This is a genomic window from Haloarcula sp. NS06, assembly GCF_051122755.1.
In the GTDB taxonomy this organism is placed as follows: domain Archaea; phylum Halobacteriota; class Halobacteria; order Halobacteriales; family Haloarculaceae; genus Haloarcula.
In genome coordinates, this window is record NZ_CP184844.1 from 2,030,618 (window position 1) to 2,042,912 (window position 12,295).

Annotated in this window: 17 protein-coding genes; 10 read left to right on the forward strand and 7 right to left on the reverse strand. The window is 60.8% G+C overall.

Going from position 1 to position 12,295, the window contains the following annotated elements; genetic code table 11:
• Nucleotides 1-2: 2 nt before the first annotated feature.
• Nucleotides 3-551, reverse strand: a complete 549-nt coding sequence (locus tag ACODNH_RS14345) for a GNAT family N-acetyltransferase (RefSeq protein ID WP_434530462.1) — start codon at nucleotides 549-551, stop codon at nucleotides 3-5.
• A gap of 111 nt (nucleotides 552-662) precedes the next feature.
• On the opposite strand from ACODNH_RS14345, the gene ACODNH_RS14350 reads away from it, so the two are divergent.
• Nucleotides 663-1,076: a DUF3054 domain-containing protein gene (locus ACODNH_RS14350; RefSeq protein ID WP_434530463.1), complete on the forward strand. Its 414-nt coding sequence runs from the start codon at nucleotides 663-665 to the stop codon at nucleotides 1,074-1,076.
• Nucleotides 1,077-1,111: 35 nt separating this feature from the next.
• Here the strand turns inward: ACODNH_RS14350 and ACODNH_RS14355 are convergent, their stop codons facing one another.
• Nucleotides 1,112-1,279 carry a DUF7331 family protein gene (locus ACODNH_RS14355; protein ID WP_004518770.1) on the reverse strand — a complete coding sequence of 56 codons (168 nt, stop codon included), beginning with the start codon at nucleotides 1,277-1,279 and terminating at the stop codon, nucleotides 1,112-1,114.
• 477 nt (nucleotides 1,280-1,756) lie between these two features.
• Here ACODNH_RS14355 and ACODNH_RS14360 point away from each other — a divergent pair, with 477 nt between their 5' ends.
• Nucleotides 1,757-1,987, forward strand: coding sequence for a hypothetical protein (locus ACODNH_RS14360; protein ID WP_434530464.1), 231 nt, complete (start codon nucleotides 1,757-1,759; stop codon nucleotides 1,985-1,987).
• A 116-nt stretch (nucleotides 1,988-2,103) separates the two neighbouring features.
• Nucleotides 2,104-3,111, forward strand: a complete 1,008-nt coding sequence (locus ACODNH_RS14365) for an ornithine cyclodeaminase family protein (protein WP_434530465.1) — start codon at nucleotides 2,104-2,106, stop codon at nucleotides 3,109-3,111.
• An 18-nt stretch (nucleotides 3,112-3,129) separates the two neighbouring features.
• On the opposite strand, the gene ACODNH_RS14370 is transcribed toward ACODNH_RS14365, so the two are convergent.
• The 3 genes from ACODNH_RS14370 to srp19 form a co-directional block, all read right to left on the reverse strand.
• Entirely contained in the window at nucleotides 3,130-4,158 is a 1,029-nt protein-coding gene (locus ACODNH_RS14370) for a presenilin family intramembrane aspartyl protease PSH (RefSeq protein WP_434530466.1), read from the reverse strand.
• Between the two features lie 75 nt (nucleotides 4,159-4,233).
• On the reverse strand, nucleotides 4,234-4,461 hold the full coding sequence (locus ACODNH_RS14375) for an H/ACA ribonucleoprotein complex subunit GAR1 (RefSeq protein WP_014039740.1): 228 nt from the start codon (nucleotides 4,459-4,461) through the stop codon (nucleotides 4,234-4,236).
• Nucleotides 4,458-4,736: a signal recognition particle subunit SRP19 gene (gene srp19 / locus ACODNH_RS14380; RefSeq protein ID WP_023843155.1), complete on the reverse strand. Its 279-nt coding sequence runs from the start codon at nucleotides 4,734-4,736 to the stop codon at nucleotides 4,458-4,460. Before srp19 ends, ACODNH_RS14375 begins: the two co-directional genes overlap by 4 nt.
• Before the next feature lie 122 nt (nucleotides 4,737-4,858).
• Here srp19 and ACODNH_RS14385 point away from each other — a divergent pair, with 122 nt between their 5' ends.
• Complete coding sequence (locus ACODNH_RS14385; protein WP_306705293.1) at nucleotides 4,859-5,635, forward strand: CAP domain-containing protein; 777 nt, start codon at nucleotides 4,859-4,861, stop codon at nucleotides 5,633-5,635.
• A 250-nt stretch (nucleotides 5,636-5,885) separates the two neighbouring features.
• Complete coding sequence (locus tag ACODNH_RS14390) at nucleotides 5,886-6,344, forward strand: hypothetical protein (RefSeq protein WP_434530467.1); 459 nt, start codon at nucleotides 5,886-5,888, stop codon at nucleotides 6,342-6,344.
• A 147-nt stretch (nucleotides 6,345-6,491) separates the two neighbouring features.
• On the opposite strand, the gene coxB is transcribed toward ACODNH_RS14390, so the two are convergent.
• Complete coding sequence (gene coxB / locus ACODNH_RS14395) at nucleotides 6,492-7,256, reverse strand: cytochrome c oxidase subunit II (RefSeq protein ID WP_434530468.1); 765 nt, start codon at nucleotides 7,254-7,256, stop codon at nucleotides 6,492-6,494.
• Nucleotides 7,257-7,398: 142 nt separating this feature from the next.
• On the opposite strand from coxB, the gene cyoE reads away from it, so the two are divergent.
• The 5 genes from cyoE (at nucleotide 7,399) to ACODNH_RS14420 (ending at nucleotide 11,710) form a co-directional block, all read left to right on the forward strand.
• Complete coding sequence (gene cyoE, locus ACODNH_RS14400) at nucleotides 7,399-8,790, forward strand: heme o synthase (RefSeq protein WP_434530469.1); 1,392 nt, start codon at nucleotides 7,399-7,401, stop codon at nucleotides 8,788-8,790.
• Nucleotides 8,787-9,488: a DUF7546 family protein gene (locus ACODNH_RS14405; RefSeq protein WP_434530470.1), complete on the forward strand. Its 702-nt coding sequence runs from the start codon at nucleotides 8,787-8,789 to the stop codon at nucleotides 9,486-9,488. The genes cyoE and ACODNH_RS14405 overlap by 4 nt, the downstream gene beginning before the upstream one ends.
• 31 nt (nucleotides 9,489-9,519) lie before the next feature.
• A complete protein-coding gene (locus ACODNH_RS14410) occupies nucleotides 9,520-9,759 on the forward strand; it encodes an Rdx family protein (RefSeq protein WP_306705303.1) in 240 nt (79 codons plus the stop codon).
• Between the two features lie 272 nt (nucleotides 9,760-10,031).
• Nucleotides 10,032-10,973 (forward strand): ABC transporter ATP-binding protein, encoded by a 942-nt coding sequence (locus ACODNH_RS14415; protein ID WP_434530471.1) that lies wholly within the window; start codon nucleotides 10,032-10,034, stop codon nucleotides 10,971-10,973.
• Nucleotides 10,970-11,710, forward strand: coding sequence for an ABC transporter permease (locus tag ACODNH_RS14420; RefSeq protein ID WP_306705307.1), 741 nt, complete (start codon nucleotides 10,970-10,972; stop codon nucleotides 11,708-11,710). Before ACODNH_RS14415 ends, ACODNH_RS14420 begins: the two co-directional genes overlap by 4 nt.
• Nucleotides 11,711-11,726: 16 nt before the next feature.
• On the opposite strand, the gene ACODNH_RS14425 is transcribed toward ACODNH_RS14420, so the two are convergent.
• Nucleotides 11,727-12,266: a protein-tyrosine phosphatase family protein gene (locus ACODNH_RS14425; protein ID WP_306705309.1), complete on the reverse strand. Its 540-nt coding sequence runs from the start codon at nucleotides 12,264-12,266 to the stop codon at nucleotides 11,727-11,729.
• Nucleotides 12,267-12,295 lie beyond the last annotated feature (29 nt).

Consider the following 12,295-nt stretch of genomic DNA (forward strand, 5'->3'; position numbering starts at 1 on the left):
ACTCAGTCGGTCCGTGGGGACGGCTGTTCGGCCCAGTCGTCGAGGACTGATGGCGGGTCGGCGTCGGCCCTCGTCGCGAGAAACGACTCCTCTTCGGGCGAGAGGTCGCGCTCTCGAAACAGGTCCAGCCCGTCCTGATACCGCTCGGTGCTACGGTCGCCCGGCCAGACAAGATCGAGTTCGGCCATCCCTGACTCCGCGCCGCTGAAACAGAACCCGGCCCGATAGGCGGCCTGATACGAAAACGGATTGTTGACGCCGATGGACACGCGCTCGAAGCCCCGATCCGTGGCCCGTTCCCGGACGAACCGGAGGAGGCGGGCACCGAGCCGGTCGCCCTGCCGGTCCTGCCGAACGGTGATGTACCGGATACAGAGGGTATCCGCGTCTGTCCGGTCGGCATCGAACGCAGCCGCGGCCACGACCCCATCGTCCCCGACGACGGCCTTTCCGGTCGAGGTCATCACGAACTTGCCCGCGTACGCGAACTGCTCGTGGTCCAGCCGGAGCCGGTGACCGTCCTCGGGCCAGCCGAGCAGCGTGAACTCCATAGTCCAACTGAACAGGCCGCCCAGTGTAATCAGTACTGGTCGCTGTTTCAGGATACTAACCGTCGTCGTCAAATCCGAGAGAGCGAAGTGCTTGGAGTTGGAACTCCGTGTATGAGCGTCTCGACGGTGGGGAACGGTCGTATCGAACTGTCCACTCGGACGGCGCTGGTCGCCGTCGGTGACTTGCTGGCGATTGCCCTGTTCGTCGGTGTCGGCGAGCTAACCCACGGTACCAATCCGATACTCAGTCCCGGTCGGTTCGTTGGGGCGCTGACGCCCTTTTATATCGGGTGGCTCCTCGTTGCAGGACTTGGGGGACTGTACACCGCCGCCGCGACCGCAACGATTCGAGTGGCTCTCGGCCGCACTATCGTGGGGTGGGTGCTGGCAGTCGGGATCGCACAGGGACTTCGGTCAACGGCGATGTTCCCCGGTAATGCGGCGCTGACATTCGCGCTCGTATCCGTGATCATTGGTGGCACGCTGCTGCTGCTCTGGCGCAGTGCAGTTGCAGTCGTAAAATAGGCGGCCCGTAGTAGAACTGGGGTGTCGATGACGGACTATCGCAGGTCGGCGACTTCGAGCGACTCTGTCGACTGAATCCATGCCTGGTGGTTCTCTCGGTCGTAAATTACGAACTCTTCGTCTCCGATGTTCAGTTCGGCGTAGCGTCGTTCTTGGTCGTCGGTCGCGGCGTCCGTCGTGTTGTCCGTTGCGTTCGTGCTCATTGTCTCGTTTGGAAGTCGGCGTTCCGTTTTTCTCCGGTTCAATGTATCTTGGCGTAGTTAATAAGCACACGGACCCAGTTATCATTGGAGAAAATAGCCTGCATTACCACTCCACGAATGGCCAAATCCCGTTCTCAAATTCTGAAAACAGACGTATAACCGGGTCCTATACCGAGAAACAGATAGCCGTTACAGCACCTACCGCATAACGGTTGGTAAACACTGTATTCCTGCTTTGTAGTAACATTACATATCCTGCGCGTGACTGCAGCCAGGAATAACGGATCGTCTCTGTCCTTATATTGTGAAAGACTCACAGGAATAGAGCCATATTAATCTTTTCCCCATATCCAACTCATAACTTATGAAATTGTTACGCAGCGGGTACTGAGTAAATTTGCAGGGGCCATTGAGTGTATTATCCCGTATTTTAGGGAAACATTCATATACCACACTACCGTAGAATAATTCATACTTATGACGGGTTATTACGACATCATTCTCGGACTCATTCCGCTCGCCATGGCCGGCATCACTGCCACTCTGTTCGTTGTCGGCTTCGAACTGACGACGGCGATTCCGATGGCCTCTGTCGTAACGGTCGGCCTTATCGGCCACGCGATGTTCGTCCGTGCCCCCGTTGACCCGGTTCCAAACGAGACGTCAGCCCGGAGTGCACAGTCGGATCCGGTCCAGACCGCGGATTAGGCGCTTTCCACCCGTCTTCTCGCCTGTTTTCGATAGAAATCCAGTAACTGCATACCCGATCGAACACACTGGCCACCGCCGGGCAGTATAAGGGTCGGTCGCCCAAACGACGGAGTATGACAACAGATGCGACAGCGCTGTTCTTGCAGAGTGATGAGGTCGCTGACCTCGCTGAACCCGCCGAGTACGTTGACGCCGTCCGGGAGGGGTATCGCCAGCGTGGTGAAGGGGCCCCGGCAACTCCCAGAACAACGCTGTTCTCGGACGAGCCCGCAGGCATGTTGACGGGCTATCTCGCGATCCTCCCCGACACCGGCGCGATGGGTGGGTACACCTACGCAGCCGGGTTCAGCGGACGGGATGCACACTTCACACTCCCGATTTTTGACGCCGACAGCGGCGACCCGCTCGCTGTCCTTGACGGTGCGAGCATGAACCCGCACAAGACTGGCGCGGTCGGGGCTGTCGGTGTCGACGCACTGGCCCGCCGTGACGCCAGCGACCTCGCAATCATCGGCAGTGGCGCACAGGCACGCGGCCAGGTCCGTGCGACGGCGACGGTCCGTGATTTTGACCGCATTGAGGTGTACTCGCCGACAGCCGATAACCGGGAGTCGTTCGCCGCGGAGATGAACGACGCGCTGGACCCGACAGTTGCAGCCGTTGCGTCCCCGGCCGCAGCAATCGAAGGGGCCGATGTCGTTATCACGGCGACTAACGCAAGCGAGCCGGTGTTCGACGGCGACCTTCTGGAACCTGGAACACACGTGACTGCGATGGGTCAGTACCACCCCGAGAAGAACGAACTGGACGCGACGACAATCGAGCGCGCCACGTACGTTCCGGACCTGCGCGAGCGAGTGACACAGGACGCCGGATCGTTCATCAGTGCCCTCGATGCGGGCGTCGTCGACGAGGACCACGTCCACGCAGAACTGGGTGACATCGTCGCTGGAAACGCATCCGGGCGGCAGTCACCCGAGGAGATTACAGTCTTCGACTCCGGCGGCACGGCCATCGAAACCGTCGCTGCAGGCCATATGCTATACGAGCGGGCGACGGCAGACGGTCGCGGCAAAGAGATCGACTTCGCGCCCGCAAGCAAGGCTCTGACCGGCCGGTAGCGGTCGCAGGAATGCTAATTAGAGATACGGGCCGAGACCGAAGGCGTCGACCAGACTGATGCCCGCGGCGAGCGCGCCGACGATGTAGCCGGCGATAGTTCCACCGTTCAACAGTGGGAGTCCTGCGTGCGCACGTCCTTTTAACACCATCCAGAGCAGTATCGTCAGGCCAACGTAGGACCCGATCATCGCGGTCAGCGCCGGCAACGGAACGCCGAACACCGACAGTACGTCCGATGAGGCAAAGAACGCGGCGCTAGCGACGAGTATCGACGGAATAATCGCATCACCGAGGCCGATAAACAGCGCGTCGCGCTCTAGCGGGTCGGCGTGAACGTCGTCACCTTCGTCTGCTTCGCCAGTGCCTGTCGCCCCCTCAGTTGTGTCGTCTGCCGTCGAGTCGTCGCTCGTCTCGTCTTCCGTCGTTGGGTTCGGCGTCGTCGCGTCGAGATAGGAGTACGACAGCGTCATGGGAATCACGAGGACGACGGGGACCCTGAGGTCCATGACGCCCGAGGCCAGCGTGAGCATGTGCTCGGTCCCGTAGACGCTGACTGCGTCGTACACGGCGAGGACAGTCAGCAGAACGAGCGCCGGCAACACGCCGAAACTGATACCGAACAGGCCAGCGGCGGCGGCCCCCATTACAGCACCGGCACCGTCGATGACGTACCACTCAGGATAGACCAGCAGCGCCGTCCCCAGACCCAGCGCTAATAGGGCGGCAACGACGTTGATGCCGGCGTACGTGAACACCGGCGGCACCAGCACCTGAAACACGTACAGAGAAAGCCAGGCCGACGAGAAGACGATGAGTCCGCGGATGAACTGATCGACATCGTAGCGGAAGGCAAGCAACATAACTGCCGTCGCGACCAGAATCGCCCCGATGTACATGAGGCTGTTCGTAGGGTCAGACGGATCCTCGACGGCTTGGTAGCCAGCCGATTCGAAGGGCTGGACCAGCGCTAGCGCGCCGAGTTGGACGAACAGAAAGATACCAGCGATAAGGCCACAGCCGCCGAGGATTCGCCACCGTCTCTCCATGCACACACGTCCTGCAGGAACCGGTTTGAGCGTTACGAAGCAGGTGCGGACACGTGTCGGCGGATCGGAGTGCTGTTATCGCGCGTACAGGACCGTGCCGACCAGCGCCGGGAGATGCACGCTGTCGTTCGGCGAGACTGCGAGATATGGGCGCTCGACCGGACCGAACACGTCGACAACGGAGCCAACCGTCTGGAGTTCCTCGTCCACGACGTCGGTTCCGACGGACGCGTACTCGTCGTCAGGTGCCCGGACAACCGCTAGTCCCTGTGCGACCCGCGAGACAGTGCCGATACGTTTCATTCACGGAGCGCCTGCATGTAGGCCGCTACGGCCCCAAGCAGGTCGCTTTTCGTCGCATCGTCCGCGTCCTTGACGACGACTCGCCCGCGGCCTTCGTACTCGCGTGGATACGTCTTGTCCCGTTCAATGACCGCATCATAACCAACCTGCTGGACGGCTTTGGCGATCTCGTCGACAGTCGGGTCCTCGACGGCTAGATCCAGTGATACACGACGCCCATCGCTTCGCGAACGGTTGGCGTCGAGTGCCGCCGGCCAGATAACGTTCTCGACCATACCGGCAGTGGCCGCCCGTGGCATATATGGGTTATCGTCACCGTCGACAGTAGGAGAAATGAAAATCAGATTAGGTAAATGAAGAATCAAGCTTACATACCTCTGTAATCTATTCGTTGTATATGGTAAAGAAAGGGTTACTCGCTATCGCCGCCGTGGTACTCCTCGTGGTTCTGGGGACGGGAGTCCTTGTCGGAGCACAGTTCGCGGGCGGGACAGCGGACACGACGACACAGACAACCGATTCACAGAACGGCGATGGCGGCGGCGGTAATGACGGTAGCTCAACGGCGACGGCGACAGCGGGCAATAGTACGACGCCGACACCGACACCGGGAGCAAATGGAACGGCGACCGAGACAGCGACTCCACAGCAGAAGTCGATCCCGGCACGACAGTTCAACGAACAGAACGTCTCGGACTACGTCCGACAGTTCCTCAACGAAGAACGCGAGGCTGCAGGAGTCCCACCGTTCGAATCAGGACTTCGGACGGAAAAAGATCTCAACGAGATGGCAAAGAACCACAGCAAGCAGATGTCCATCGAAGGGAAGGCGATTCACAAGGTCGACGGCGTCTCCAGTAAGGACCGGTACAAAAACACCGGCCTTTACGACCGGTGCACGTTCAACTCTGCAGAAGGCGAGTACATCGAGCAACCAGACCGAAACCGGTTCGAGGCGGTTGAGAAGACAGTCGCTGGACAAACGTACGAGGAGGGTGGCAAAGAGCGATTCCACGCTACCGATAAGGAAGTCGCCAGAAAGATCGTTGATGACTGGATGGCGTGGCCAGACTACCGCGAACGGCTCACGCTCCGCAACGCTAATCTCGTCGGCATCGGCGTGGAGATAACCGACACTGGTAACGTGTACGTGACTGCCAACATCTGCAGCTAACTGCTGGACGGGCTAATCGGCACAGCGACTGTTCTGATGGCCGGGCCGTTTATGAGCGCTGCCTTGCCGCCACCGCTCTACATCTCTGCCCAAACTCTATACTTCCCCAAATGCGAGCAGTGTCGTTGTTACCCCGCTTCTCTCTGTGGTGAGCGTTCGGAAATCGCTGGTGTCAGTACTCACTCAGTCAGCAGAGATCCTCAACCTAATTTCTCACAAGACACTTACACAACCCATTTCACCAGCTATTATGAATCGTCGACAACTCCTCTCAATCTCAGCACTTTCCATACCTCTCACCGGTTGTGTCAAGTGGGATTTTGATGGCGCAACCGAAAATAATTCCCCAGCACAGAAGATGACCGAAACGCCGAGCAAAACCGCCACTGAAACTGGGACGACGCCTTCCGAGGTATCGACACCGGAATGTTGGCCATCGATGTGTGAAGGGTCGCAGCTCGTGGAAGCCCAAGTCGTCGGCGGGTTCTCGGGTGCCGTTGTTCTAATAGCCACATGCCGGAACAAGGAGCTTTCAATCCAAGCAGGGGAATCAGTCCGAATTAACCGCGATACGGATGCGCAGACCTGTCGAATTGTGTTATCTGTCGACGGTAAGCAAGAATTCAGTGAAACGGTCAACAGCCACCAAAGCGTGAATCTGACCGTGGGTTCGGACGGCGAAGTGACTGAAAGATGGATCGTTCAGTAACGGACAGGCCCGCTTCAGTTCGCTCTCTTGTGGTACTTCGATTTGGTCGCGACTCCCGTTCCGTACGGAAACGTACGGTGTGCCGGGTGAACGTAATATTCCGTAGTTCGCCAGTTCTCGAAGCGAAAAAGCCGCTCAGTTACCGCGCTACTCGCCACTGTCTTCGGAGCCGTCACCGCCGCTCTTCTGCTCTGCCAGCCAGTCCTCATACTCGTCCTGCGGGACGACCTCAACGGTCCCGAGCATCTGTGAGTGGCCAGAGCCACAGTACTCGGCACAGTAGAGCTGGTATGTCCCGGTGTTACCCGCGTTGGTTCGGAGGCGGTTGTACTGGCCGGGGAACGCGTCGGATTTCAGTCCAAGTCCAGGCACGTGGAACGCGTGTAGCCAGTCTTTCGATGTAACCCGCAAGGAGACGTCCTGATTGGCTGGTATCTTCAGGTCCGTTCTAGTGGTTACTTCTGCCTCGCCGTCCCAGCTTGATTCGTTGTAGTAGAACGTCCAGCCGTACCGCTGGGCTTCGACGGTAATGAGTTCAGTGTCCTGTTCCTGTAGTGCGGCCTGATCACCGGCCTCGGCGGTGACGTACGGGCTAGCCATAACTTGGTAGGAGGCGACGCCCACGAACAGGAGAATAATTGCTGTCGCGATGGTCCAAGTCACTTCGAGCCGGCGGTTCTCCCGCGTTGGAAGCGCCTCTTCCTGATTACGGAACCGCCAGACGGTGTAAATCAGAATCCCTTCGACGAGGACCGTAATCGGGAGAGCGACATACAGGAGGTTCATGTTTAGCCCCCAGATGAGGCTATCCGTCGTCGAGTCCTGAATCTGTGCGGCGGCGGCCGGCTCGGCGGCGAGCGCGAGTAACGCAGCACCGAACAGAGCGACCAGACCGGCGCGTTTCCGGGTCATGAATGCGGCTTAGGATTTCGGAGATAAATAACTGCTGTCTTCGCCGCAGGCCCCCGATTTGCAGCAATAGGGAAGCAGAACTGCTCCGGACAGAGACAGCAGAATCGCGAGGTCTAAGTGGCCAGCATCGAAGTATACAATAATGGCAGAGAGCCGGACCTTCACCGGGCTGCTCGCCGCGACCGCTGTCGGCGTGTACTTGCTAGTCCTCGCCGGCGCGACGACAACGCTCACGGATGCGGCAGCAGCCTGTACGACTTGGCCGCTGTGTGACGGACCGGTCGACGTGACGAACACGGCCCTGTTGGTCGCCTGGGGACATCGACTTGTCGCAGCCGCTGTCGGACTCCTCGTGGTGGCTATGGCCGTCGTCGGGCTCCGTTCCGACTGTCGTGGCCGTGTCAAAGCGGCGATTCTTCTTGGGGCTGCGCTGTACCCAGTCCAGATAGCGCTCGGTGCTGTCGTCGCGACGAGCACCGAGACGGCACTCCCTGGGACCCACCTCGCTCTGGGGATGGGTATCTTCGGCTCGTTCGTGCTGGCCTTGGCGTGGCACCTCGAAGCTGAGACGGGCAGTGATGATGAGTCTCCGGTGAAGAACCCAACACTCGCACCAGAGCCGACCGGAGACGAAACCGCCGGCCGGACTCCAACACTCTCCTTCCGTGAACGGCTTGTCGGGACCGCATCTGCGTACTTCCGCCTGATGAAACCCCGGCTGATGTGGCTCCTGTGTCTGGTCGCCGCGGCCGGGATGGCACTCGCCGCCGAACAGACGCTCACCGTTCGAACGGTGCTACTCACGCTTGGGGGCGGCGTCCTCTCTATCGGCGCTTCGGGAACGTTCAACCACGTCCTCGAACGTGATATCGACAAGCGGATGGACCGAACCTCGGACCGTCCTATCGCGACCCACCAGATTCCGGTCCGGAACGCGCTGGCTTTCGGCCTGCTCCTGTCGTTCGCCTCGTTATGGCTGTTCTGGCAGGTGAACGCGCTCGTAGCGGTCCTCGGACTGACCGCGATTGTGTTCTACAGCATTATCTACACGCTCGTGCTGAAGCCCAATACCGTCCAGAACACTGTCATCGGCGGGGCTGCCGGTGCACTACCGGCGCTAATCGGCTGGGTCGCTGCTGACGGATCGGTCGGCCTCCCGGGCGTCGTCCTTGCCGTGGTCATCTTCCTCTGGACGCCAGCGCATTTTTACAATCTCGCGCTCGCGTACAAGGACGACTACGAGGCGGGTGGTTTCCCGATGATGCCGGTCGTCCGCGGCGAGACGGAGACGCGCAAGCACATCGTCTACTATCTCGGGGCGACGCTCATCGCTGCGGGTGTTCTGGGCGTACTCACGCCGCTTGGCTGGTTGTACGCCGTCACGTCGGTGTTGCTGGGGGCAGTGTTCCTCTGGGCCGTCATCCTGCTCCACCGCGAGCAGACCGAAGCGGCGGCGTTCCGGGCGTTCCACGCATCGAACGCCTACCTTGGGGCGGTTCTGGTCGCCATCGTCGTCGACGCACTGGCACTATGAGCACTACGACAGCCACGCTCAGGGATGCGATACCGGACACGCGCTCGCTCGTAACCGGGGCAGTCGTACTGAACGCGGAATTAATCCTCATTCTGGGCTACGTCGTCAACACGGCCCAGCCCGCAACGGACCCGTTTTTGCTGGTGTTCCCATTCATCTGGCTCAATATCGCCGGTCTCGTTGCCCTGCGAGTGCGGCCGGAACTGACCGACCGCCGTCGGACGGTCAGCAGTGCGGTTGTCGCTCTCGGCTATCTACTTGTGCTGGGGTATGTCGGTGGCGTGTACGGCACGGGCGGCCAGGGGACTGGTCTCCGGCTAGTCACACAGGCTCCGCCAGGGTTCTCGCCGACGGTCGTGTTCAGCGGCGCGACCCTGAGCGTGGTACTTATCCCGTGGAAGGCTGCCGGCTACTTGGCGCTCTCGTATCTTGTGTTCGTGACTGCCGTCGATGCGAGCGGCGGCGCGGTGGGCGGCATCGTCGGCCTCTTTTCGTGTGTTTCCTGTGTTCTCCCGATCATCGCGTCGATACTGGGCGGGTTTGTGGGTGTCGGGGCAACGCTGTCGCAGGCGGCCCTGTCCCAGTCGTACGGGCTCTCCACGGTGGTGTTCGTCACCTCGGTTGGACTGCTGTACGGTGTCCACCGCTTCGACGTGACGCTCGTCGGTCGGCTCCGAACATTGGTCGACCGGCCATAGCGCTTTCAGGCTGACAGGCGTAAGGGCCGGTATGAGTTCTGTCGAAATCGAATACTGTGTTCCGTGTGGGTTCCGCGAACGAGCGGTAAACGTCCAGCAAGCGATTTTATCCGGACTCGAGCGGGAACTCGACAGCGTCCGGCTGGTCATGGGCGACCACGGCGTGTTCAGGATTAGCGTGGACGACGAGACCGTCTACGACAAGGCCGAGGCCGGTGATGAGTTCGATGTGGACGCTATCGTGCGCGAGATTCGGTCGCACGTCATGTAGCAGGCCACTGTGCTACTGTCGGCGGAATATCGTGGCGAAGCTATCCTCGGTTTGTGACTTCCTACCGCACAACAAACTATTTGTTGTTCTGGTGTGACACTTTCGGCAAATGGCGACGAAAACCGAATTCTGTGACCACTGTGAAGAGACCATGCCAGTCGTCACGGACAAGCCGTGGCTCCCCGCTGTCTGTCTGGAATGTGGCCGCAACGTGTAGCCCATAGTCGCGCGAGAACGGAACTGCTTTCGGCTACCCGACCGGACGAGGGCGCATGGACGAGGTACTGGTCGCGTCGGATGTCGGGCGGCGCTACGGCGATACGGTCGCACTTGACGGCGTTTCGCTGACGGCGACCACTGGAGAGGTGCTCGCGCTGGTCGGTCCCAACGGGGCTGGCAAGACGACGCTGGTGCGAGCGTTGACCGGAACGACAGATGCGACTGGCGAGGTACGGCTGTTCGGCCAGTCACCCAGAACGGTCGCTCGCGACCGAATTGGCCTGTTGCCACAGTCGTTTTCGCCCCACGAGCGACTGACGGCGCGGGAACTGCTTGAATACTACGCCGGCCTGTACGATGATACCCGCGACGTCGAGGCTGTTCTCGACGATGTGGGTCTAGCCGACACCGCAAGCACCACATACGAGAATCTCTCGGGCGGGCAGCAGCGCCGGACTTGCGTCGCGACGGCGCTCATCAACGATCCGGACCTCCTTGTGCTGGACGAACCGACCACCGGTATCGACCCGGCCGGTCGGCGGGATCTCTGGCGACTGCTGGAGGGACTCGCCGACCGCGGCGTGACGATTCTCGTCACAACACACTATATGGAGGAAGCCCAGCGCCTCGCGGACCGCGTCGGCCTCCTCGCTGACGGGACACTCATCGCACTTGACTCGCCGGAGCAGCTCGTGGCCGAACACGGTGGCGACAGCCAGCTCATCGTTGATGGATCCTTCGACGAAGCTGCCGTCTCAGCCATCGACTATCCGGCGGAGACAGCGATCCGGAACGGCCGGCTGGTCGTCTACGGCATCCGCCCGGAGTCTATCGGCAACATCACTGAGCAACTGGGGCAGGCGGGCATCGAGTACGACAGCCTGACCTGGAAACAGCCGGACTTGGAGGATGTCTACCTCAAACTGACCGGAACGGCCGTCGGTCAGCGCGGTGAGCCACAACAGGCGGAGCCGGTCGCGGGTGGTGCCCAATGAGCCGGCTGGGACGACTCACAGCGGAGACGCGTGCGGCGTCGCTGGCCTTCCTCCGGCGACGGACGGCCGTCTTCTTCACGTTCTTTTTCCCGGTCATCATCGTCGTCATCTTCGGCGTACTGGTCCAGACCCAGCCGGGCGGCGGCGGGCTGTTCACCGAGCCGCCGAGCTTCTACGCACCGGGCTATCTGGCCGTCGTCGTCCTGTTTACGCCGCTCTCCCGCGTCGGTAGCGAAGTGGCGCGGCATCGGGACGGCAACCGCTTCGAGAAGCTGGCGACGACACCGCTGACCCGGACCGAGTGGCTGCTGGCACAGACGCTCGTCAACGTCGTCATCATCGGCATCGCCGGCCTGCTGATACTCGGTATGATGGTATGGCTCACCGGCGCAACCATCCATCTGTCGGGGCTGTTGCTTCCCTTTGTCGGCCTCGGCGTCGCGCTGTTCTGTGCCGTCGGCGCGATGCTGGGTAGTCTCGCGGACTCACAGGACGGCGTCATTGCGGCGAGCAACGGCCTCGCGCTCCCGCTGCTCTTTCTCTCGGAGACGTTTGTCCCACAGACACTTCTGCCCGCGTGGCTGCCGACGTGGCTCTCGCCGCTGACGTACTTCTCCCGTGGCGTCCGTGCGGCGACGACCGGTACTGGCGATGCACTCGGGCCGCTGGCTGTTCTCACAGTCTGTGCTGTCGTCGGCTTTGTGATCGGTGCGCGACTCCTCCCGCAGACGGATTGAGTTCTGGCGGGACCTTCTATAGGCGTGCGACTGACGATAGCAGCCCGGACAGCTCTGCTTCAGTCGCGTTCCCTGATTCGATAGCGTCTCTGGGGTCACGACCCATCTCCTGAACGGTCTCGATGGCGCGGTTGGGGCCGTAGTCATAGTGATACACCAGCCACGCGGCGAGCACCTGTCCGGTGCGGCCGATGCCGGCCAGGCAATGAACCACGACTCGCTCCTCTGCCTCACAGGCGTCAACTAAGAACGGCAGGACATCGTCGTGAAGGCGGTCTTGAGGGATAAGTCGGTGGTCGGGAACCGGTACGTGGCGGACTGATGACGCTCCGAAGGCCTCTCGATAGCGCTGGATATTGGCCCCAGCATCGTCGAGTTGTCGCCCGGGAAGCAGACAGCAGATCCGCTCAATGTCGTGGGCCTGCATATGTGCAATCCAATCATCAAGAGCGTCCTGATGCGTGGCGGCCGTATGCCAGCCCGGTGCACAGGACCCGTAGACGTACTCTTCGTTGGAGGCTGCAGGCGCGAAGCGGTGTGGATTCACGATGGGCATAGCACCCGTTACCCTGCCTATCCTACCGA

Coding starts and splice junctions, on each gene's coding strand:
- ACODNH_RS14345 (WP_434530462.1), bottom strand. CDS start 551: ATGGAGTTCACGCTGCTCGGCTGGCCCGAGGACGGTCACCGGCTCCGG.
- ACODNH_RS14350 (WP_434530463.1), top strand. CDS start 663: ATGAGCGTCTCGACGGTGGGGAACGGTCGTATCGAACTGTCCACTCGG.
- ACODNH_RS14355 (WP_004518770.1), bottom strand. CDS start 1,279: ATGAGCACGAACGCAACGGACAACACGACGGACGCCGCGACCGACGAC.
- ACODNH_RS14360 (WP_434530464.1), top strand. CDS start 1,757: ATGACGGGTTATTACGACATCATTCTCGGACTCATTCCGCTCGCCATG.
- ACODNH_RS14365 (WP_434530465.1), top strand. CDS start 2,104: ATGACAACAGATGCGACAGCGCTGTTCTTGCAGAGTGATGAGGTCGCT.
- ACODNH_RS14370 (WP_434530466.1), bottom strand. CDS start 4,158: ATGGAGAGACGGTGGCGAATCCTCGGCGGCTGTGGCCTTATCGCTGGT.
- ACODNH_RS14375 (WP_014039740.1), bottom strand. CDS start 4,461: ATGAAACGTATCGGCACTGTCTCGCGGGTCGCACAGGGACTAGCGGTT.
- srp19 (WP_023843155.1), bottom strand. CDS start 4,736: ATGGTCGAGAACGTTATCTGGCCGGCGGCACTCGACGCCAACCGTTCG.
- ACODNH_RS14385 (WP_306705293.1), top strand. CDS start 4,859: ATGGTAAAGAAAGGGTTACTCGCTATCGCCGCCGTGGTACTCCTCGTG.
- ACODNH_RS14390 (WP_434530467.1), top strand. CDS start 5,886: ATGAATCGTCGACAACTCCTCTCAATCTCAGCACTTTCCATACCTCTC.
- coxB (WP_434530468.1), bottom strand. CDS start 7,256: ATGACCCGGAAACGCGCCGGTCTGGTCGCTCTGTTCGGTGCTGCGTTA.
- cyoE (WP_434530469.1), top strand. CDS start 7,399: ATGGCAGAGAGCCGGACCTTCACCGGGCTGCTCGCCGCGACCGCTGTC.
- ACODNH_RS14405 (WP_434530470.1), top strand. CDS start 8,787: ATGAGCACTACGACAGCCACGCTCAGGGATGCGATACCGGACACGCGC.
- ACODNH_RS14410 (WP_306705303.1), top strand. CDS start 9,520: ATGAGTTCTGTCGAAATCGAATACTGTGTTCCGTGTGGGTTCCGCGAA.
- ACODNH_RS14415 (WP_434530471.1), top strand. CDS start 10,032: ATGGACGAGGTACTGGTCGCGTCGGATGTCGGGCGGCGCTACGGCGAT.
- ACODNH_RS14420 (WP_306705307.1), top strand. CDS start 10,970: ATGAGCCGGCTGGGACGACTCACAGCGGAGACGCGTGCGGCGTCGCTG.
- ACODNH_RS14425 (WP_306705309.1), bottom strand. CDS start 12,266: ATGCCCATCGTGAATCCACACCGCTTCGCGCCTGCAGCCTCCAACGAA.